General features: G+C 61.0%; 19 protein-coding genes. 7 read left to right on the top strand and 12 right to left on the bottom strand.

All coding sequences use genetic code 11. The features are described from left to right. Positions 1 to 98 precede the first annotated feature (98 nt). Positions 99 to 740 carry a hypothetical protein gene (locus tag ASO19_RS08875; RefSeq protein ID WP_081562598.1) on the bottom strand — a complete coding sequence of 214 codons (642 nt, stop codon included), beginning with the start codon at positions 738 to 740 and terminating at the stop codon, positions 99 to 101. A gap of 286 nt (positions 741 to 1026) precedes the next feature. Here ASO19_RS08875 and ASO19_RS08870 point away from each other — a divergent pair, with 286 nt between their 5' ends. Then, the gene (locus ASO19_RS08870; RefSeq protein ID WP_081847765.1) at positions 1027 to 1977 is read left to right on the top strand and encodes a DUF2272 domain-containing protein; all 951 of its coding nucleotides are present in this window, start codon (positions 1027 to 1029) and stop codon (positions 1975 to 1977) included. A gap of 7 nt (positions 1978 to 1984) precedes the next feature. Here the strand turns inward: ASO19_RS08870 and ASO19_RS08865 are convergent, their stop codons facing one another. Beyond that, complete coding sequence (locus ASO19_RS08865) at positions 1985 to 2356, bottom strand: rhodanese-like domain-containing protein (RefSeq protein ID WP_043560957.1); 372 nt, start codon at positions 2354 to 2356, stop codon at positions 1985 to 1987. A gap of 277 nt (positions 2357 to 2633) precedes the next feature. Here ASO19_RS08865 and ASO19_RS08860 point away from each other — a divergent pair, with 277 nt between their 5' ends. Continuing rightward, the gene (locus ASO19_RS08860) at positions 2634 to 3656 is read left to right on the top strand and encodes a cysteine synthase A (protein WP_043560960.1); all 1023 of its coding nucleotides are present in this window, start codon (positions 2634 to 2636) and stop codon (positions 3654 to 3656) included. A 20-nt stretch (positions 3657 to 3676) separates the two neighbouring features. On the opposite strand, the gene ASO19_RS08855 is transcribed toward ASO19_RS08860, so the two are convergent. Beyond that, positions 3677 to 5005 (bottom strand): RsmB/NOP family class I SAM-dependent RNA methyltransferase, encoded by a 1329-nt coding sequence (locus ASO19_RS08855; protein WP_103765837.1) that lies wholly within the window; start codon positions 5003 to 5005, stop codon positions 3677 to 3679. A 94-nt stretch (positions 5006 to 5099) separates the two neighbouring features. On the opposite strand from ASO19_RS08855, the gene ASO19_RS08850 reads away from it, so the two are divergent. From ASO19_RS08850 to ASO19_RS08835, 4 genes are all read left to right on the top strand, one after another. Further along, positions 5100 to 5777, top strand: coding sequence for a YggS family pyridoxal phosphate-dependent enzyme (locus tag ASO19_RS08850; RefSeq protein WP_052349214.1), 678 nt, complete (start codon positions 5100 to 5102; stop codon positions 5775 to 5777). Between the two features lie 169 nt (positions 5778 to 5946). Next, positions 5947 to 7917: a potassium transporter Kup gene (locus ASO19_RS08845; RefSeq protein ID WP_043560963.1), complete on the top strand. Its 1971-nt coding sequence runs from the start codon at positions 5947 to 5949 to the stop codon at positions 7915 to 7917. Positions 7918 to 7919: 2 nt separating this feature from the next. Continuing rightward, positions 7920 to 9089, top strand: a complete 1170-nt coding sequence (gene hemW, locus ASO19_RS08840; RefSeq protein ID WP_103765822.1) for a radical SAM family heme chaperone HemW — start codon at positions 7920 to 7922, stop codon at positions 9087 to 9089. 76 nt (positions 9090 to 9165) lie between these two features. Then, positions 9166 to 9618 carry a DUF1489 family protein gene (locus ASO19_RS08835; RefSeq protein WP_043561650.1) on the top strand — a complete coding sequence of 151 codons (453 nt, stop codon included), beginning with the start codon at positions 9166 to 9168 and terminating at the stop codon, positions 9616 to 9618. A 3-nt stretch (positions 9619 to 9621) separates the two neighbouring features. Here ASO19_RS08835 and ASO19_RS08830 read toward each other — a convergent pair whose 3' ends face one another. Further along, positions 9622 to 10299 carry a 4-hydroxythreonine-4-phosphate dehydrogenase gene (locus ASO19_RS08830; RefSeq protein ID WP_232317267.1) on the bottom strand — a complete coding sequence of 226 codons (678 nt, stop codon included), beginning with the start codon at positions 10297 to 10299 and terminating at the stop codon, positions 9622 to 9624. 111 nt (positions 10300 to 10410) lie between these two features. Between ASO19_RS08830 and pdxH the strand changes: the two genes are divergently transcribed. Further along, on the top strand, positions 10411 to 11094 hold the full coding sequence (gene pdxH, locus ASO19_RS08825) for a pyridoxamine 5'-phosphate oxidase (protein WP_258036104.1): 684 nt from the start codon (positions 10411 to 10413) through the stop codon (positions 11092 to 11094). A gap of 72 nt (positions 11095 to 11166) precedes the next feature. On the opposite strand, the gene ASO19_RS08820 is transcribed toward pdxH, so the two are convergent. The 8 genes from ASO19_RS08820 to nusA form a co-directional block, all read right to left on the bottom strand. Continuing rightward, positions 11167 to 12594 (bottom strand): NAD(P)H-dependent flavin oxidoreductase, encoded by a 1428-nt coding sequence (locus ASO19_RS08820; RefSeq protein ID WP_043560968.1) that lies wholly within the window; start codon positions 12592 to 12594, stop codon positions 11167 to 11169. A gap of 75 nt (positions 12595 to 12669) precedes the next feature. After that, positions 12670 to 14820: a polyribonucleotide nucleotidyltransferase gene (gene pnp, locus ASO19_RS08815; RefSeq protein ID WP_081562601.1), complete on the bottom strand. Its 2151-nt coding sequence runs from the start codon at positions 14818 to 14820 to the stop codon at positions 12670 to 12672. Positions 14821 to 15017: 197 nt separating this feature from the next. Further along, positions 15018 to 15287, bottom strand: coding sequence for a 30S ribosomal protein S15 (gene rpsO / locus ASO19_RS08810; protein ID WP_043560974.1), 270 nt, complete (start codon positions 15285 to 15287; stop codon positions 15018 to 15020). Continuing rightward, on the bottom strand, positions 15271 to 16245 hold the full coding sequence (gene truB, locus ASO19_RS08805; RefSeq protein WP_043560977.1) for a tRNA pseudouridine(55) synthase TruB: 975 nt from the start codon (positions 16243 to 16245) through the stop codon (positions 15271 to 15273). Before truB ends, rpsO begins: the two co-directional genes overlap by 17 nt. Before the next feature lie 18 nt (positions 16246 to 16263). Further along, on the bottom strand, positions 16264 to 16707 hold the full coding sequence (rbfA, locus tag ASO19_RS08800) for a 30S ribosome-binding factor RbfA (RefSeq protein ID WP_081562603.1): 444 nt from the start codon (positions 16705 to 16707) through the stop codon (positions 16264 to 16266). Continuing rightward, positions 16704 to 19442 (bottom strand): translation initiation factor IF-2, encoded by a 2739-nt coding sequence (infB, locus tag ASO19_RS08795; protein ID WP_043560985.1) that lies wholly within the window; start codon positions 19440 to 19442, stop codon positions 16704 to 16706. Before infB ends, rbfA begins: the two co-directional genes overlap by 4 nt. A 16-nt stretch (positions 19443 to 19458) precedes the next feature. Further along, entirely contained in the window at positions 19459 to 20124 is a 666-nt protein-coding gene (locus ASO19_RS08790; protein WP_227449778.1) for a DUF448 domain-containing protein, read from the bottom strand. Continuing rightward, positions 20099 to 21640: a transcription termination factor NusA gene (gene nusA, locus ASO19_RS08785; protein WP_043560987.1), complete on the bottom strand. Its 1542-nt coding sequence runs from the start codon at positions 21638 to 21640 to the stop codon at positions 20099 to 20101. The genes ASO19_RS08790 and nusA overlap by 26 nt, the downstream gene beginning before the upstream one ends. Positions 21641 to 21650: the final 10 nt, after the last annotated feature.

The raw sequence follows: 21650 nt of genomic DNA, 5'->3' as shown, positions 1-21650 counted from the left end.
AAACCATTATCCGGAATGATCCTTCTTCCAGTGACGTCAAATCTCTATGGCGCAGCCATACCGTCTGCATGATAGGCGGCAAAAGATACGGAATGCCATCATTTTGCCTCGACCACCTGTCGCATCTCCTGGTCGGAGAGTCCCAGCCCCTTCATTTCTTCCTCTGTCGGATGCCACGTACTGACATCCGCAGCCGCTCCAAAATGTCGGGCCTTGAACAGGCCGATATCATTTCGCCTGTTGCCATCCTGAACAACCTGTCGTGCAATGACCCCCATGTCATCCTGCACGACAATACCTCCCCACAACAGGTTGAAGCCGGAAATATTGCTGCGCAGCTCCATCCCGCTTACCCAGTGCGTCTGCGGTTGCGCCAGATAATGCTGGATGTTGCCAAAAAACACCCATTTTCCAGCAGGAACATTCCTGAACACAAATGTACACATGGCCTGCCGGGGAGCCTTGCGCAACAGGGCCTTCGCCTTCCGGGTAATGTCACCCTTAAAATGATAGGGGGACTGCAGTACCCGTATCCAGTCCCGATAGTACGGTGTATCCGGGAAGAGGAACGAGTTTTCCACCAGATTGGCACAATAATACTGCTTTTGCCCAAAAATGGCGGACGCCCGTACGATCACGGTTGCATGTCCAGTCCGGGCCGCCCAAGCATGATCCTCATCCTTATACGGTATCTTGACCGTATCACAGCCACCAAGCACCATCAGGGACACGCAACACATGAATGTACCTGGAATGGAGTATCGTCTCATACCCTGCATCCCCCAATCTTATTCTGAACGAATACGACCAGTTACTCAAAATGCATTACAAATGCCATAGTTGTGACATAAAATAACGCCCTGCCCCTGAAACCATATTACCCCGTCCCGGTAAGTCGACAGACCACCATCCTTTCTCCTGCCGCTTTAGCAAAATACGTTCCCAATCCCATGAAAACATTCTAATCTGGGCCTCTTCCGGGCATGAAAAATGCTCACAGACGCAGCAGGCAAGCGTAAGGTCATCATGAAGGCAGTTCGTCACTCTGAAAGCAATCAGGCGACCCATTGGGATGTCGCCCGCAGGGCCCTGGCTGGCTGGGGGGCGCTCTGCGGTCTGGCCCTGCTTGCCGCATGTAGCAGCAGCCAGCATTCTCCTGCTCTCACCCCCATGACGCAATATGCCAATGGGCAGACTGGCCCGCTGGGATACGACACACATGTCCCGGCTTTTGCCAGCGAAAATTTTGCCCCCTTCAACCGTCAGGATGTCGCCGCCATCGCCCTGCGGGAATGGCGGATGTTCGGAAGTCCGGTTGCCGATGCGGACCCGCATGACAGGCCAGAGCCCACAAGCCCCGCCCTCAAGCCGGAGCGTCTGCCCGGCCTGTGGCAACGCATTGGTGAATATTGGTGGATCGGCCAGGCCCCGGAAGAAAATGAGGCCCGCTGGACAGGCCGTACCGATGGCAATGGCACCCTGTTCTCCTTCCAGCGGGACGGCAATTACGCTTGGTCCGCCGCCTTCATCTCCTACGTCATGCGCATTGGCGGCGCCAATATCCGCTTCCCCTACTCCCCGAACCACGCCACCTACATCAATGCCGCAGCCTCCGGCAATAATCCGGGTATTTCAGCACAGAATCCCGCCAATTATGCCCCACGGTTGGGGGACATACTCTGCGTGGGCCGTGGACGGAGCCGCAGCATCACATATGCCATGCTGCCGACCTCCTACGGCTTCCCGGCCCATTGCGGCATCGTGGTGGCCACGGGCCAGAATGCCCCGCCTTTCGGCAAGGAAATCAGCATCGTGGGAGGCAATGTGGATGATGCCGTCTCGCTGACCCACGTTCCAACGGACAGCACCGGCCATGTCAGCACACCAGACGGGCGAAGCTACGACAGCCGTTACCCGTGGTGTGCCATCCTGACCCCCCGCTACGATGCCGACATGGACCCGAACAGCGGGCAGTAAAACGATCCTACTTCACAGGCAGGCCGCTGGCCTTCCACCCCGTGCCGGGGCCATGCCTGTCTTCGAAGCCATCAGCAACGTTCGTCAGCGTCCTGTACCCGGCCTGGGCAGCCAGTGCGGCAGCCTTCTGCGACCGCATGCCTGAACGGCAGATGAAAAAGATCGGCGTGGCCTTGTCCGGCACGGCCTCTTCCAGTCCGTGGAGGAACTCGGCCTCACTGCCTGCCCCCCATGTCAACGCCACAACCTTCCGGCCCAGAGCTCCCAGCTCTGGCAGACCCACCTGCGCCCATTCCTCCGGTGTACGGACATCCACCAACACGGCCCGTGCATCAGCCTGAAGACGGTCCCAGCTTTCCTTCGCAGTACAATGTTCCATGTCAGCCTCCTTCTACGCAGGCGCCCCGTCCCGGCCATGTTTCGCTCCCCCAACAGACGGGCGAACATTCACGACCCGGAACCGTACAGCCAGACCTGCACTCATCATACAACCTGATGTTGTTCCGCTCTCCCCAGAGTTCAATGGCGAGGAGAGTATTATAACCATCTTAAATAGTTATAATGATTCTTCCACACCATTTTACGTAGAACATAATGATGATACCCTCTCTGCCATCATGACCTCGCCCCACACCATCCACTGGAACAAAGCACATATGTCACATCTGTCATCCCATCCTCACGCCTTGCCCTGCCCCTCTCTGGTGGAAGCCATTGGCAATACCCCGCTCATCCGCCTGCATCATGCTTCCGAGATCACGGGCTGCACCATCTATGGCAAGGCGGAATTCATGAATCCCGGCGGGTCCGTCAAGGACAGGGCGGCCCTTTCCATCATTCAGGACGGTTTTGCCCGTGGTGCCCTCAGCAAGGGCGGCACGATCGTGGAAGGCACGGCAGGCAACACGGGCATCGGCATCACGCTCGTGGCCCATGCACTGGGCTGCAAGGCCGTCATCGTCGTGCCGGAAACCCAGAGCCGGGAAAAGCTGGACTTCCTCCGCATGATCGGAGCGGACCTGCGCCTCGTGCCCGCCAGACCGTACCGGGACCCCGGCAATTACGTGCATGTCTCCCGCCGTCTGGCCGAAGAAACCGGGGCCTTCTGGGCCAACCAGTTCGACAACACGGCCAACCGGGACGCCCACCGCACGACCACGGCCCCGGAAATCTGGTCCCAGCTGGACGGAAAGGTCGACGCCTTCACCTGCTCCTGCGGGTCCGGCGGTACACTGGCAGGAATCGCCTTCGGCCTGCGGGAGCTGGCCCAGCGGGATGGCCGGAAATCTCCCGAAATCGTCCTGGCCGACCCGGAGGGCTCCGGCCTGTATGGCTGGGTGACCGCCAATGACCTCAGCATCACCGGCAGTTCCATCACCGAAGGGATCGGCCAGTCCCGTGTGACGGCCAATCTGGAAGGCTGTGCGCCCGATCACGCCGAACGCATCCCCGATGCCGAAGCTCTGGAACAGATCTACCAGCTCACCATGAAAGAAGGTCTCTCCGTGGGCGGGTCATCAGGCATCAACATTGCTGCGGCCATCCGCACGGCCCGCCGTCTCGGGCCGGGACATACCATCGTCACCATCCTCAGCGATGGCGGGGCACGATACCAGTCCAAGCTCTTCAACCCGGACTTCCTCCGCAGCAAAAACCTGCCCACCCCGCCCTGGATGTGACATCCCGGGCTGGTCCGCTCCTAACGGCGGATCAACCGGGCGGCAAAGAAGCCATCCATGCCCCCCTGTGCCACGTTCATGCCCGGATGGGTACGGAAGTACCCTTCCTCCGTGCGGGCACGGGGAAGAGCCGCCAGCTCATCCTCCGTAAAAGGAGACAGCTTCCACCGGCCATCTTCCAGAGCGTGAGCGATACGCTGCGGACCTTCCTCATCCTGAAGGGAACAGACGGCATAGAGCAGCATCCCGCCCGGCTTCAGCATGTCATAGGCGGCATCAATGAAACGGTCCTGCCCCGCTGCCAGCGTGGTGATGTCCCGGGGGCGTTTGATCCACAAGACATCCGGGTGACGCCGCAGCGTCCCCGTGGCCGAGCAGGGCGCATCCAGCAGCACGGCATCCAGCGGCTCGGAAGGACGCCAGCGAAGGGCATCCCCCACAATGACCTCGGCCTTCAGCTGGAGGCGGGCCAGATTCTCCTTCAGCCTCTGGGCACGGGGCTTCTCACGCTCCACGGCCATCACCTCGGCACCCGCACAGAGCAGCTGGGCCGTCTTGCCCCCCGGTGCGGCGCACAGGTCAGCCACCCGCTTCCCCCGCATGTCGCCCATCAGCCGGACCGGCATGGCCGCCGCCATGTCCTGCGCCCAGAACTGCCCTTCCGCAAAGCCCGGCAGGTCTGCCATTTTCGTGCCCGCCGGGTAGCGGACCGTCCCCGTCGGCAGGGTCTCGCCCCCTTCCGGGGCCTCATAACCAAGCTTCACGGTGAGGTCCAGCGGCGCTTCCTGATAGAAACCCTGCGTGATGGACCGTGCCCGCCGCCCCCAGGAACTCCAGAGCCAGTGCGGCACATCCAGCCGGGCATCATCCAGCCCCTCCTTCAGCGTTTCAGCCTCCCGCACCACACGGCGCAGGACGGCATTGGCCAGACCGGCAAAAGGCGACAGGCCACGCCGGTGCAGGAGGTCCACGATCGTGCCCACGGCCGCATGAGGGGGTGTCTGAAGATGGATGATCTGCGCCACACCCAGCAGCAGGGCACAGCGGACCGGCTCCGGCGGCTGGCGGCGGAGGAGCGGCTGGAGCAGCTCCGTCATGCTGCCCAGATGGCGGAGCGTGGCCGCCGCCAGACGGTGGGCCGCCGCACGGTCCCGCCCCTCGCAGCTGCTGCGCTCCAGCGTGGTTTCCAGCATCCGGCGATGTTCCACCACACCGCAGATGATGTCGAAGGCCAGATCCCTCACCGGGTCTTCATGGCGGGAAATGGAGGCAGGGCGGGCAGCAGGCCGCCGCCCCCGGCCACCCTTGGGGTGTGAACGGGCTGGACGGGGAGAAGAAGCATTTGTCATGCGCCCGTTTTCAGGAGTCAGCGGCAGGAAAGTCAAGATGGTTTTTACACGCCCCCTTGACCCTCCCCGCCAAAGGGGCTGCAATCCATCAATCATGACAGACCATACCATCGCCCATGCCCTGGAAGGCATCCAGACCCGCATCAGCGCCGCCTGCCAGAGGGCTGCCCGCCCGGCGGAGGCGGTCAGCCTCGTGGCCGTCAGCAAGTTCCATCCGCAAAGTGCGGTACAGCAGGCCCTTGAAGCTGGGCAGCGCATTTTCGGGGAGAACCGCGTGCAGGAGGCCGCCGCCAAATTTCCTGCCCTGCGGGAAAAATGGCCGGACCTCCGCCTGCATCTCATAGGCACGCTCCAGAGCAACAAGGCAACCGAGGCCTGCGCCCTTGCCGACGTGATCGAAAGTCTGGACCGCCCCTCCCTCAGCACGGCGCTGGAAAAGGCGTCCCAGAAAACGGGCCGCCTGCCTGAGCTGTTCGTGCAGGTGAACATTGGTGATGAACCGCAGAAATCCGGCATCGCCACCTCGGAGGCGGACCGGTTCATCGAGGATGCCCTGCGCCGTTTTGGCCAGCATGTGAAAGGTCTCATGGCCATCCCGCCCGCCGACGAAGACCCGCGCCCCTTCTTCCACAGGCTGGCGGAGATGAACCGCCGCCATGGCCTTCCCGCTCTCTCCATGGGCATGTCGGCCGACTTTGAGACCGCCATCGCCGAGGGGGCAACACTTGTCCGTGTCGGCACGGCCATCTTTGGAGACCGCCCCGCCCCGTAATATCGGCATGACAGAGATGACAGTTTTTTCGGGCTGTCTCTTGCATTCCCCATAAAAAAACTGTCATGAAGCCAGAATCATTACAGCCTGTGCTTCCTTCCGTGGGGGCACTTCTGCCTGTCTTCCTGCGGGGGATGGGTGTCTATCAGTCATACAGGATGGTTTCACCATGTCTGAACAGGATAGCGTGTCCCTCAAGGAATCTTCTTCTGACGCCCGGTATCCCAGCTCTGTTGGTACGCCAACGGCAGCACCACCGCCGCCGGAGCCCGGCGGGCACAGCCACCCCAAGGGCATTGGCGCCATGCTGGCCGCTCTGGGTGTCGTATATGGCGACATCGGGACCAGCCCGCTCTACGCCCTGCAATCCTCCATCCGCAATGTCGGGTCGGAAACCCACCCCGCCCATGCGTGGGAAGTCATCGGGCTGACCAGCCTCACCTTCTGGGCCCTGATGCTGGTTGTGACCATCAAATACGTCATTCTCATCATGCGGGCCGACCATAACAAGGAGGGGGGCATCATCGCCCTCATGGCTCTGGCGCAGCGTGTCTGCAAATCCAACTATTTCCGCTGGGTCTTCGGGCTGATCGGCATTGCCGGGGCCTGTCTGTTCTTCGGGGATGGTATCATCACACCAGCCATCTCCGTCCTCTCCGCCGTGGAAGGGGTGGAGGTCTCGGTGCCGGAGGCTTCAGCCTTCATCATCCCGGCGGCCATCATCATCCTGCTGGGGCTGTTTGCCGCCCAGGCTCTGGGCACTGGCAAGATAGGCCGGGCTTTCGGGCCCATCATGCTGGTATGGTTCTTCACCATCGCCATACTGGGGGCAAGAGGGATCATGCTGCATCCGGGTGTGCTGCTGGCCCTGTCCCCGCTGGAGGCCATCCGCTTCATCGTCACGCATGGCAAGCTGTCCTTCATTGCGCTGGGATCGGTCGTGCTGTCCGTCACCGGGGCGGAGGCCCTCTATGCCGACATGGGCCATTTCGGGCGCACACCCATCCGCTTTGCATGGCTTTTCCTTGTGCTGCCTGCCCTGACGCTGAACTATTTCGGGCAGGCTGCCTCCATCATCCACAACCCGACCACGTTGGCCAATCCTTTCTACTATCTGGCCCCGCACTGGATGCAGATACCCATGCTGCTGCTGGCGACCATGGCCACCATCATTGCCAGCCAGGCGGGCATCTCTGGCAGTTTCTCCCTCTGCCGCCAGCTCATCCAGCTTGGTTACCTGCCCCGCACACGCATCATCCACACCAACCCGCATGAGGAAGCGCAGATCTACCTGCCGTCCCTCAACTGGCTGCTGGCCTTCGGGTCCGTCGTGCTGGTCATCGCCTTCCGCTCTTCTGCGGCCCTGGCTTCTGCCTACGGCATCGCCGTGACAGGGACCTTCCTCTGCACCTGTGTGCTGGCCATGGTGGTCTTCCGCCGTGTCTTCCAGTGGAAGAGCTATGCCGTGGGGACCGTGTTCGGCTTCTTCTTCATCATGGATGCCGTCTTCTTCTCCTCCAACGTGATGAAGATTCCGGATGGAGGGTGGGTCCCGCTCAGCATCGCCGTTGGCAGCACACTCATCATGACCACATGGCAACGTGGCCGCCAGCTCATCCGCAACACGAAAAAACGTGATGCCGTGCCGATGGGCTCCTTCATCACCCGGTTGACCCAGTCCCGCACCATCCGTGTGCCCGGTCTGGCCGTCTTCCTGACCTCGGACCCGGAAATGGTGCCGGATGCCCTGCTCTACAACCTGCGGCACAACAAGGTCCTGCACCAGACAGTCCTGTTCGTCACCGTGCAGACGCTCGACCAGCCGGAAGCGGACCCCGACCAGCGCATGACTGTCAAGGAACTGGCACCAGGCATCCGCCGGGTCATCATCCGTTACGGCTTCATGGAGATGCCCAACCTGCCCCTGACACTGGCTGGCATGACAGAAATGGATTTCGACCCCATTCAGGCGTCCTATTTCACCTCGCATGACCTCGTCTTCCGCTCCAAGGTGCCGAAGATGTCACTCTGGCGGATGTGGGTGTTCCTCTATCTCCTCAACAATGCCACGTCGATTTCCGAGTTCTTCCGGATTCCGCCGGAGCGTGTCATGGAGTTCGGGGTACGGGTCGCGATCTGATCGTGGCCCACCAGCCCCTTCCGCTTTCGCTCTACATCCACTGGCCTTTCTGCCTTGCCAAATGCCCGTACTGTGATTTCAACTCCCATGTGCGGGAAACCATCCCTCAGGAGCGTTTCGCCAACGCCCTGAGGGCCGAGCTGGAGCATGAAGCCACACGGCTGATTCAGGACGCCCCTCGGCAGCTTGTCTCGATCTTTTTCGGAGGGGGAACGCCCTCCCTCATGCAGCCGGAGACGGTCCATCATCTGATCGAGGATGCCCGCCGCCTCTTCCCCAGCGTGAATGACCTCGAGATCACGCTGGAGGCCAACCCCACCAGTGTGGAGGCCGACAGGTTCCGTGCCTTTGCAGAGGCAGGCGTCAACCGTCTTTCCCTCGGCGTGCAGAGCCTTGATGAGACCGACCTGGCCGCTCTGGGGCGGCAACATTCGGCACGACAGGCCATTGCGGCCCTGGAGCTGGGGCGCAGCATTTTCCCCCGCCTCTCCTTTGACCTGATCTATGCCCGCCCCGGCCAGACGGAAGAAAAATGGCGTGCGGAACTTCGTCAGGCCTTGGCTCTGGCCGCAGACCACCTCTCACTCTACCAGCTGACGATCGAACCCGGCACGAAATTCGAGGCCCAGCACAGGCGGGGCAACCTTGTCCTGCCTGAGGATGATCTGGCGGCGTCCCTCTACATGATGACCCGTGACGAAGCCGCCCGTTTCGGCCTGCGTGACTATGAAATCTCCAACTATGCCATCCCCGGTGCCGAAAGCCGCCACAACCTCACCTACTGGCATTATGACGACTATCTGGGCATTGGCCCCGGTGCCCACAGCCGCCTGACCTTCAGGGGCCAGCTCCACGCCACACGCCGCCATCGTGCCCCGGAACCCTGGGCAGAGCGTGTGGAAACACATGGGCATGGCACAAGGGACGATGAAACACTCTCACCGGACATGAAGGCTCATGAAGCCCTGCTCATGGGGCTGCGCCTGCGGGAAGGCATCAATGCGGCCCATTTCAGCAGACGGACCGGCCTGCCGCTGCGAGACTGCCTCGACCCCGTCATGCTGGAGGCCTGTCTTGAGGAAGGCTATCTGGAACAGGATGCCCAGACCCTCCGGGCCACGGATGAAGGCCGTCTCCGGCTGGAAGCCCTGCTTGGCCAGCTTGTTCTCTGAACGCCACCTTTGAAAAGAACAGACTGCACCCCATCTACAGGGGCAGCCTTCCATCATCCACAGCGTGATGCCCGCCATGTCTGCACAGAAAGCCCCCACCCTCCACATGATAAAGCTGATCGTAGGCTGCACCTCCCCCGAGATGCTGCGGGACTGGGTAGCGGTGGAACGCCACAAGGGGACAGCCTACGTGCGCACCCGCACCATGCCCAAACGGGCTGAGGAAATCGTGCAGGGTGGCGGGTCCATCTACCGGGTCATCAACGGTCTCATCATGTGCCGGCAGCCCATCATCGGGTTTGACAGCTACACCCGGGATGACGGCCATCCCGGCACGCTGATCCTCGTCTCGGACGAGGTCATCCCGACCCAGCCACGGCCCATGCGGCCTTTTCAGGGCTGGCGGTACTTCAAACCGGAAGATGCTCCACCCGATCTTGGTCAGGGGGCCGCTGATCTCCCCGATGACGGGATCAGTTCCCTGCCGGCCTCCCTCCGCAACCAGCTGTCCGAGCTGGGCCTTCTGTAACGGTCAGGAACAGCAGGCCATCACGGCCCGGAGCTGATCTTCCAGACCACTGCTTTCGGCGGGAAATGTCCCTTCCAGAGCCGATGTCCCCACGGTGAACCCCGCCGCCCCGGCCTGCCGGACCGTCCTGATCTGTTCCGGTGTGCTGATGGACCCTGCCACAATCACGGGTTTCTTTACAGCTGCACAGCTGGCCCGGATGACCTCCGGGACATTCCCGTCATTCCGGTACGCCAGCAGGTCCAGCCCCGTCACGGCGGGATGGGCGGCCCATTCCACCGCATTGCGGGCTATTTCCTCCGGTGAGCCTTTCAGCACGCTTGGATGCCCCACAACATGCCCTGCAAACGGGTAGTAGGCTACGTCATGCCCTGCCAGAAGAGGCAACACATCCGGCACATGCGTGCCTCCCATCAGGCAGTCCACCCCCAGGGACAGCCCGGCCTTGACGGAATCCAGCTCCCGCTCCCGGTCCGGTGACACGATTTCCAGGTATGAAGTCGCTCCAGCAGAACGTATCCTGTCCGCCAGTATCCGCAACTGCTCCACGGGCAGACCAATATCCTTGAAGCCAACATGCCGGATGCCCAGCCGCAGGGCGATGTCCACAGCCTCCAGAGCATTGTCCACCGTGCGGTCATCACGGGTCAGCATAAAAATGAACCGGAGCGCTTCCATCATCCCTCGTCCCTGACTGTCCTGATCCTCTCTCCCTCATATGGGATGCACATCATACCCAGCCAAGCCCCTATGGACATTCCCCCCCAGCCCCTCCCATGATGGTGGGCCAACATGGCTACAGTGACAGGACACGCCACCATGAACGATACGCCCCACAAGACCCCCGATGACTCCATTGAGGCAGCCTTTCAGGATGATGAGCAGACCATCACCGGAGAAGACCCTTTCCTGCTTTTTCATGAATGGCTGACGCTGGCCGGCACGAAGGAACCCAATGACCCCAATGCAATGGCTCTGGCGACGGTTGATGAACATGGCCTGCCCGATGCACGCATGGTGCTGCTGAAAGGCGTTGATGAGACAGGTTTCATCTTCTACACGAACAGCGAATCTGCCAAAGGACGGGAACTGGAAGGCAACATGCAGGCGGCCCTGCTCTTCCACTGGAAGAGCCTGCGCCGACAGGTCCGCATCCGGGGCCGGGTCTCACGTCTTCCTGCCGTAGATGCGGACGCCTATTTCGACTCCCGCCCCCGGGCGAGCCGCATCGGCGCCTGGGCCAGCCAGCAGTCCCGCCCCATCGCCAGCCGCAAAGCCCTCTGGAAGGCCGTGACAAAAGAAACGGCCCGTTTCGCCATCGGACCCATCCCCCGGCCACCATACTGGAATGGCTATCACGTCACCCCGGCCTCCATGGAGTTCTGGATGGACAAACCATTCCGCCTCCATGACCGGGTACTCTTCACCCGTACACAGGATGGCCAGCACTGGACAACACAGCGTCTTTTTCCGTGAGAGCAGGCACAAAAAAAGGTGCGGGCCCAAAAACCCGCACCTTCCCATGGTCCATGACTGGCAGAGGCTGTTTTACCGCCCTGTCATGATGCGATCGACCAGCTCCTTGACGGTCGGAATATGCCCGTTGGCGTAGAACGGGTCTGTGGCAAAGCGCCACGCATTCGTTCCACCGAAGACCAGATTGTGGTCCACGATCTTTTTCTGCTCCTCTGGCGAGACATCCTGCAAATGGGAGATCGTCTGAAGGGTCTTCTGAATACAGAAAGAACGGGGATCCGCCCGCTGGCCTGTGCTGAAGGTCGGGCCCTTCTGGCTCCAGTTGGAGAAACGGCACTGGGAAAGGCACCCCATGCAGGCCGCCTGATCAGCCAGAACCTGCCGGGCCGTCTCCAGCGTCTCGAATACCACAGTATCATCCGGCGTCCGCATGGGCTGGGTATACCCGGCGGCCTTCCAGCGATTCACCTTCTCGGCATCATCAGCCCGGACAAAAACCTCCCGTCCTCGCCCGCCCAGACAGATGGGCGTATCAAACTCGGCCTCTGCTGCCGCACGGAAAGCAATCTGTCGCTCGGACCGCTCATACAGCTCCCGCAGGAAACCATTTTTCACGGCCGATGAATAAAAACCCGTCGGAGAGAAACGGTTCAGATAGACATCACCCTCCTTCAGCGTCAGCAGCAGCTGCTTCCACGCATCCGGGACAGGGCTTTCCTGCGTCAACAAGGGGCGGGTACCGAACTGGAAGGCAATCAGCCCGATCTCGGGGTTGTCCAGCCAGTCACTCCACTCTTCCAGATGCCAGACACCACCAGCCATGATGATGGGCACATGCTGAAGGCCAAAACCATTCATGACCTTCCGCAGGGCTGCCACACGGTGGTAGGGCTCCTCCGGTTTCAGAGGGTTTTCCGTATTCGAGAGGCCATTATGACCGCCGGCCCGCCAGGGGTCCTCATAGACAACACCGCCCAGCAGCTCGGAAAAACGCACATAGGAGCGCTTCCAGAGCGCACTGAACGCACGGCCAGATGAGACGATCGGGTAGTAATGTATCCCGAACTGCGCCGCAATTTCAGCCAGCCGGTAGGGCATCCCTGCGCCACAGGTCAGCCCCTGGATCAACCCGGGAGCACCTTCCAGTATCCCGGTGATGACTTCCTCGGCAGCGCCCATTTCCCACATGAAATTGGCATGAACACGGCCACGGCCACCGGAAATGTCCCGGGCTATCCGTGCCTGTGCGATACCCCCTTCTATGGCATAGCGCACCAGCTCGGCCTGCCGCTCCCGGCGTGTCCGGCCATGATAGACCTGCGGAACAGGATTGCCCTGCTCGTCATAACTGTCCGCATTGACAGCAGAGAGCGTTCCGACCCCACCTGCCGCAGCCCAATGACCCGCAGACACACCATTGGAGACAGAAACACCTTTGCCCCCTTCGACCAGGGGCAGAACCTCCTGACCACCAAAACGGACGGCATTGATCGACTTCATAGAGGCCAGATGTCCCCACTACTCAATCACAAAACTCACTCATGCAAAGGGAACCTGGGCTCCCCTCACACATCCTTACTCCGCATCACGACGAGGACGACCCGGCTTTGCGCCAACGCTCTCCGTAATGTCCGCACCAGTCTCCTGGTCCACGACACGCATGGAAAGCTTCACCTTGCCACGATCATCAAAACCAATGACCTTGACCTTGACGGCATCACCCTGCTTGACAACATCCGTTGTCTTGGCGACCCGCCCATCCGTCAGTTCGGAAATATGAACCAGACCATCCTTGGGGCCAAGGAAGTTCACGAACGCACCGAAGTCGGCCGTCTTGACAACCTTCCCGTCGTAGATGCGTCCCATCTCCGGTTCCGCCACGATGCCCTCAATGCGGCTGATGGCCTTCTGGGCCTGCTCATCACTGGCGGCAGCAATCTTGATGACGCCGTCATCCCCGATATCAACCTTGGCGCCAGAATACTCACAAATCTCACGAATGACCTTGCCGCCCGATCCGATCACATCACGGATCTTCGCAACAGGAACGGTCATGGTCGTGATCTTCGGTGCATTGCCAGCCACGTCGGAGCGTCCCTCGGAGAGGGCCTTGCTCATTTCACCAAGAATGTGCAGACGGCCTTCACGGGCCTGCTCCAGCGCCACCTTCATGATTTCCGGCGTGATGGAAGTGATCTTGATGTCCATCTGGAGAGCGGTCACACCCTCGGACGTACCAGCAACCTTGAAGTCCATATCCCCAAGGTGATCCTCATCCCCAAGAATATCTGTCAGGACAGCATGGCCACGCTCTTCCTTGATAAGGCCCATGGCAATGCCAGCCACCGGGCGCGGCATGGGTACGCCGGCATCCATCAGGGACAGGGACGTTCCACAAACCGTAGCCATGGAGGAAGAGCCGTTGCTTTCCGTAATTTCGGAAACGACACGCAGCGTATACGGAAAATCTTCCTTGGACGGCAGGAGCGGATTGATGGCACGCCATGCCAGCTTGCCATGTCCGATCTCACGACGGCCCGGAGACCCCATGCGGCCACACTCACCAACGGAGAACGGCGGGAAGTTGTAATGCAGCATGAAGCGGGACCGGTATTCCCCCTCCAGCGCATCAATCACCTGCTCATCCTGACCTGTCCCCAAGGTGGCGACAACCAGCGCCTGCGTCTCGCCACGGGTGAAAAGGGCAGACCCATGAGAGCGGGGCAGCACACCAACCTCAGCCATGATGGGACGCACCGTCTTCGTGTCACGGCCATCGATGCGGATGCCCGTTTTCAGGATGGTGCCACGGACAACCTGTGCCTCCAGATCCTTGATCATCGGCTTGGCCAGCTCGGCATCAAAGCCTTCCTCCTCAAGGGTGGCCACGATCTTCTCGCGAGCCGCGGCGACCTTCTCCACACGGGCCTGCTTGTGGCGTTCCTTGTAGGCCTCGGCAATCAGCTTGTTGCCCACCTTGTCCACACGCTTGCGCAGGGCGACCTCTTCCTTGGAGACCTCCGGCAGGTCCCACGGGGCACGGGCAGCCGATTCTGCGAGGTCGATGATCGCATCAATCACCGGCTGGAAAGCCGTATGACCCAGCATGACAGCCTCGAGCATCTCATCCTCGGAGAGCTCCTGCGCCTCGGACTCAACCATCAGCACACCCTCGGACGTACCAGCCACCACGAGGTCCAGCGCACTGTCCTTCACCTGGCTGAGGGTTGGATTGACAACAAACTTGCCATCAATGTGACCGATACGGGCAGCCCCAACCGGACCGAAGAAGGGAATACCGGACAGTGTCAGCGCTGCGGAACAGCCAATCAGAGCCACCAGGGCCGGATCATTTTCCATGTCATGGCTGAGGACCGTGGCAACGACCTGAACCTCGTTCCGGAAATTGTCCGGGAAAAGCGGACGGATCGGCCGGTCGATCAGACGGGAGGACAGCACCTCATGCTCGGACGGGCGGCCTTCCCGCTTGAAGAACCCGCCGGGAATCTTGCCTGCAGCGTAGGCCTTCTCCTGATAGTTCACGGTCAGCGGAAAGAAATCCTGCCCCGGCTTCACAGTCTTGGCACCAACGGCAGTACAGAGCACGACCGTATCACCATAGGTGACCACAACGGCCCCATCAGCCTGACGGGCAATCTTGCCCGTCTCAAGCACCAGCGGACGGCCGGCCCATTCAATTTCTTTGCGGAAATAATTGTCAAACATTCTGTCTTCCTCCGGAAGCAATAATCACGGCCCGACCGGTACCAGACTACAAACAGCGTTTCGGACGGCATGGCGAGGATGACGCACCAGACGCGTCATGACACCATGTGGCCTGAAACGCCGGAAAAGCGTTTTCTGGCAGCTCAACCCGGGCCCAAATCCGGGGGAGACCTTCTCCCCCGGAGAAAGGTCGAAAATCAGCGGCGCAGGCCGAGACGTTCGATCAGAGTCTTGTAGCGCTCTTCGCTCTTGCGCTTCAGATAATCCAGCAGCGCACGACGGCGACCGACCAGCATCAGCAGACCACGACGGGAGTGGAAGTCCTTGTTGTGGCTCTTCATGTGCTCGGTCAGGTTCACAATGCGCTCGGTCAGCAGGGCGACCTGCACTTCCGGGGAGCCCGTATCACCTTCGGCACGACGGTATTCAGCGATAAGCTGGCTGCGACGTTCAGCTGTAATCGACATCCTGTTCTCCAAAAAACAAATGATTTTCCAACATTCTGACTGCCCGCAACCGCCCTTCGGCAACCCGGCACAGCCCGATGACATGCTCCCCGATCATGACCCGCCAGAGTGGAACAGTCTCCACCCCATCAGGCACGCCCCCCTCAAGATGGGCCAGCGTGACAGCCTGCCCACAGATCAGGGATTTTCCTTCCGCTTTCGTGACGGCCAGCGCCGGGATGTCGACCAGCGCGGTCGCCGCCTCCAGCAGAGGAACCGGAAGAACACATGCCTTGTCTCTAGTTTCGTCCGTTTTGTCCAGCCCTAACTGTTCTGCTGAACAAGCATGGGAAAGATCAAACGGCCCGCATTTTGTGCGCCGCAGAACAGAGATATGCCCCACAGTACCACAGGCCAGAGCAATATCCCGCGCAAGCGACCGCATATAAACCCCCTTGCCTGACTGGACGTCAAAAACGGCCGTATCGGCATCGGGGCGGTCCACGAGAGTAATCGAATCGATTCGAGCAGGACGGGGGGGAAGTTCCGGCGGACGCCCCGCCCGGGCCAGATCGTAAGCCCGCTGCCCACCGACACGAAGAGCCGAAAAAACTGGAGGCACCTGCATCACATCCCCGCAAAGCGAAGGCAATACAGCCCTGATATCTTCATCCGATGGCCGGACATCGGACGTTGCAAGAACATCACCCTCCCGGTCATCCGTCGTCCGGCTTTCACCAAAAGAGAGGGTAAACCGATACCGTTTGGTTGCATCCATGATGTACGGAATGGTGCTGGTTGCCTTGCCAAAGGCGATCGGCAGAACACCTGACGCCAGAGGATCCAGAGTCCCGCCGTGGCCGGCCTTGCGTCCATCAAAAAAACGCAGCAGCCGGTTGACCATCGTTGTGGAACTCGGCCCCAATGGCTTGTCCAGAATCAGCCAGCCATGGATGTCCCTGCCTCTCTTGCGTGCCATCAGTATTCTGGCCCGGCCTCAGTCTTCATCATCCAAAGCCTGGTCACGGTGCAGGTCCCGCTGGACCTCTGGCAAGCGCAGGATGCTCTCCACTTCCATCGCATGCTCCAGAGACGTATCAGGCTGAAAATGCAGCTCCGGCACTGTCCTCAGACGCAGGGCCGTGGAAAGACGTTTCCGCAGGAAAGAGGCCACACGCTTCAGAGCTGGCAGGACAGCCTCAACATCATCTCGCCCCAGACGTGTGACGAACACCGTTGCATGGCGCAGGTCCGGTGAAATACGGACCTCCGTTACCGTGATGGTCACACCATAGAGTTCCGGGTCGCGGAACTCCGTTCTGGCAAACAGTTCTGCGAGAACATGGCGGACCTCTTCAGCTACACGCAGCTGGCGGGTGCTTGGGCCGACGGCGCTTTCACCCGCCGGCCCGAGGAGGTCAAAGGAAGGCCGCGTCTTCAAGCCGGGATCTCTTCCATCTCATAGCATTCAACCACATCACCTTCCCGCAGGTCGTTGTAACCGGCGAAGGAAAGGCCGCACTCATAATTATGAGCCACTTCACGGACATCATCCTTGAAGCGTTTCAGCTGGCTCAGCTCACCCTCATGAATGACGACGTTGTCACGCAGCAGGCGTACGCCACAGCCACGTTTGACGACACCCTCGGTGACGTAGCACCCGGCAACCTTGCCGACCTTGGTAATGTTGAAGACCTGACGGATCTCTGCATAACCAAGGAACTTCTCCCGATGCTTCGGTGCGATACGTCCTTTGACCAGCTTCTCCACATCATCAGAGACCTGATAGATGATGGAATAGTAGCGGATGTCCACACCATCACGCTGGGCCAGTTCACGGGCCTGAACGGTAGCCCGCACATTGAAAGCAATGATGACAGCATTGGACGCCTTGGCCAGCTGCACGTCACTTTCGGTGATCTGACCAACGCTGGCATTCAGCACCCGTACGGCCACTTCCTCATGGGAGAGCTTCTCCACCGTTGCCTGAATGGCTTCGGCAGAACCCTGCACATCCGCCTTGACGATCAGGGCCACTTCCTTCTGCTCACCAGCCTGGATGCGGGCCAGCATCTGGTCCAGCGTACCACGGGCAGCAACCTGCATGGCGGTGGCCTTCTCCCGGGCCTTGCGCTGGCGGAACTCGCTGATCTCACGGGCACGGTTCTCGCTATCGACAACCACAAACGGCGCACCGGCATCCGGCACCCCGCTCATGCCCAGAATCTCGACCGGCACGGACGGTCCAGCCTTCTTGATCTGCTTGCCATGATCATCAAGCAGCGCACGGACACGACCCCAATGGGCTCCGGCCACCACGATGTCCGTCCGGTTGAGCGTCCCTTTCTGGACCAGCACCGTTGCTACGGAACCACGGCCACGATCCAGGCGGCTCTCGATGACGGCACCCTCGGCAATCCGGTTCGGATTCGCCTTCAGGTCAAGAATCTCGGCCTGAAGCAGGATGGCTTCCAGCAGACGGTCAAGACCATCACGCTTGAGGGCGGAGACCTCCACCTCCTGCGTATCGCCACCCATGCTCTCCACCACGATCTCATGGTTCAGCAGCTCATTGCGGACACGGTCCGGATTGGCGCCAGGCTTGTCCATCTTGTTGATGGCCACGATGATCGGCGCATTGGCAGCCTTGGCATGTTTGATGGCCTCAATCGTCTGCGGCATCACGCCATCATCAGCAGCCACCACCAGAACGACAATGTCCGTCACGGAAGCGCCACGGGCACGCATGGAGGTGAAGGCTTCATGGCCCGGTGTATCGATGAAGGTTACCTTCTGACCGGAGGCCACGGTTACCTGATAGGCACCGATATGCTGGGTGATCCCACCAGCCTCGCCATGAGCCACGTCTGTCGTGCGCAGGGCATCCAGCAGGGAGGTCTTGCCATGATCTACATGGCCCATCACCGTCACGACCGGCGGACGGGGCTTCATGTCTTCCGGCTTGTCCTCAATGCCCTCGATGCCCAGCTCAACGTCACTGTCTGCCACACGCTTGATGCGATGGCCGAATTCACTCACGACAAGCTCGGCCGTATCACCATCGATGCTCTGGGCAGCCGTTGCCATGACGCCCATCTTCATCAGCATCTTGATGACCTCGCCCTGACGGGCAGCCATACGGTTGGCCAGTTCACCCACGGTGATGGTTTCCGGCACGGTCACGTCACGCACGACACGAACCTGATCGGAACGCAGGCGCTCCAGCTCGGCCTGACGGCGCTCGCGGTCACGCTGACGCCGGACGGATGCCAGCGAACGGGTCTTGCCGTCATCACCTTCAATGGCGGCACGGACGTCAATACGGCCTGACCGACGGTCCTGACCACCACCCCCGCTGCGGCGGGGCGAAGAACGGCGGGACGACGGAGAAGAACGCCGGGCGCCACCGGCACCGCCACGACGGGAAGGCCCTGCTCCCTCGTCATCGGCACCTCCCACGGCCCCAGTGCGTCCCCGCAGGTGCAGCGTCTCGCTGGCGTCATTGCTGGAACGGGCTGAAGAAGCCCGTGAAGACGCCGCCGTATTCAGCGGGCGGCTCGGCATGATGGCCCGCTCGGCCAGCGGACGCAGACGCTTGGTCGGCTCGGCCAGCTGCACACCCCCGGTCGTGGAACCCGTCAGCGGCGGCGGCACCTTCCGTTCAGCTTCCTGGCGACGGGCTGCAACTTCGGCCTTCTTGCGAACTTCTTCCTCGGCCGCACGGCTCCGGGCCTCTTCCTCTTCCTGGGCACGACGGCTTTCGGCCTCAGCCTTCTGCCGGGCCTCTTCCTCAGCAGCGGAACGGATACGGATCTTCTCGGCTTCCCGGCGGGCTTCCTCTTCTGCCTCACGCCGGGCAGCCTCTGCGGCGGCCTCAGCCAGAACGCGCTGGCGCTTTTCCTGCTCGGAAGCCGTCAGGCCACGGACACCAGCCGTGGCACGACCGCCACGCCCCCCTGCGCCCCCGCTTCTCTTGGGCTTGCGCACTTCAACCCGGACCTCCTTGGAGCGCCCATGGCTGAAGCTCTGTCTTACAGAGCCAGCCTCTACGGTCCGCCCCACGTCCTTGCGTCCTGCCGGACGCAGGGACAGGCGGCCGGAGCTCTTGCCCTGCCCTTCTTTTGGGGTGGTCCCCTTTGGAGTTCCGTTCTGGTTGCGCTCGTTGCCGTCGCTCATAATTTCTGCCTGTTCCTTACTGCCCTACCGTATCAGGGCCCGGGAGCGTGCCTTCGGCCACCCCCGCAAATCTCTTATATTCTGCCTTCAGCCGCTCTGCCAGAGCGCCAGGAGCCATCACGGCATAAACCGCACGCTCCCTCCCGAAGGACGCTGCCAGGATATCCCCCGGCACCCAGACCACCGGCAGCTCCCGCTGGCCTGACAGCAGACGGGCCACCTCATCCTGGCTCGCACCTGCTGCACAAATGACAACCCCGACTCTGCCAGCAACGATCCGTTCCCGACACTTCTGGAACCCACAGACCGCCTCACCAGCGCGTCGGCCCAGACTGATACCATCCAGAAGGCGCTTTGCCAAACCATCCCTGAGAGACTCCACAAGCCCCACAGGCACGTCCACCTTCTGCCGCGCCGCCCGGGAGAAGGCCCGAGCCAGCTGTCCATCTTCCAGAACAGCCCTGTCCGCCTGCACCCACATGCCACGCCCGGGCAGCCGGGCGGCAAGGTCCGCCACGATCTGGCCATCGGGCCCGACGACAAACCGTATCATGTGACACGGCTCACCATGTGTGCGGCTGATCAGACAGCGCCGCCGGGATGAGGCACGACGCCCCCGCCCGGACGGGCCATCATCCACATCGGGGATATGATCCTCAGTCGTGACCCGAGTCTCCTTCACCAGCTCCCTCGTCACCCTCAAACCAGTGGGCACGAGCGGCCATGATGATCTCATTGGCCTCGGCTTCCTCAAGTGGCTCATCACCACCCAGAAGCTCGATCAGCTCATCGGCAGCGAGGTCGGCCAGGTCATCCAGCGTCCTGATCCCCTTCTCCCCGAGTTCAACCAGAACCTGGAGGGAGAAGACACCAAGATTGACCAGATCATCACTGACACCCAGCTCACGACGCCGCTCATCCAGAGCCTGCTCACGACTGGCCAGATAATTGTTGGCACGGTTCATCAGCTCTTCGGCCACTGCCTCATCGAAACCTTCAATATCGTGCAGCTCTGCCGGGTCGGCATAGGCCAGGTCCTCGATGGTGTGATAGCCCTCGGTTACCAGCAGTCCGGCAATGACGTCGTCCACATCCAGCTCATTGACGAACTGGCTGGTCCGCTTGCGGAACTCTTCCTGACGGCGTTCCGATTCCTCAGCTTCAGTCAGGATGTCGATGTCCCAGCGGGTCAGCTGGCTGGCAAGGCGAACATTCTGCCCACGCCGACCAATGGCCAGTGAGAGCTGCTCATCCGGCACCACGACCTCGACCCGGCCGGCATCCTCATCCATCACCACCTTGGTCACCTCAGCAGGCGCCAGGGCATTCACCACGAAGGTAGCCGCATGGGGACTCCAGGGGATGATGTCGATCTTCTCCCCCTGAAGTTCCGCCACAACAGCCTGCACACGGGACCCACGCATACCCACGCAGGCACCGACCGGATCGATGGAGGCATCACGGGACTCGACAGCCATCTTGGCACGGGAACCCGGATCACGGGCCACGGCCTTGATCTCGATGATCCCGTCATAGATTTCCGGCACTTCCTGCGCAAACAGTTTGGCCAGGAAGCCCGGATGGGTACGGGAGAGGAAAATCTGCGGCCCGCGGGGCTCGTCACGCACATCGTAAATGTAGGCGCGAATGCGGTCGGAGTTGCGGAACTCCTCACGGGGGATCATTTCATCACGACGCAGCAGCCCTTCGGCCTGACCGCCCAGCTCCACCATAAGGTTGCCGTATTCGGTCTGCTTGAGCGTCCCGTTGATGATCTCACCCACACGGTCCTTGAACTCGTCATACTGGCGTTTGCGCTCATACTCACGCACACGCTGGACGATCACCTGTTTGGCTGTCTGCGCCGCAATACGGCCGAAATCGATCGGCGGCAGAGGATCGACGATAAACTCACCTTCCTGGATCTCAGGCCGGAATTTCCGGGCGATCTTCAGGGGAATCTGGGCATCCTCATTTTCCACAACCTCGACGGCTTCCGTCCAGCGGCTCAGCCGGACCTCTCCCGTCTTGCGGTCGATCGTGGCACGGATGTCCTTCTCATGCCCATATTTCGCACGACCAGCCTTCTGGATGGCCTGCTCCATGGCTTCGAGCACCTGCTCACGATCAATATTCTTTTCCCTTGAGACCGCATCAGCGACCAGAAGCAGCTCAGGACGGGTAACAGATGTGTCCATCAGATCGGAC

Source organism: Parasaccharibacter apium (genome assembly GCF_002917995.1).
GTDB lineage: Bacteria > Pseudomonadota > Alphaproteobacteria > Acetobacterales > Acetobacteraceae > Bombella > Bombella apis.
The sequence above is the reverse complement of the archived record's forward strand: the minus strand, read 5'-3'. Positions and strand labels throughout refer to the sequence as shown.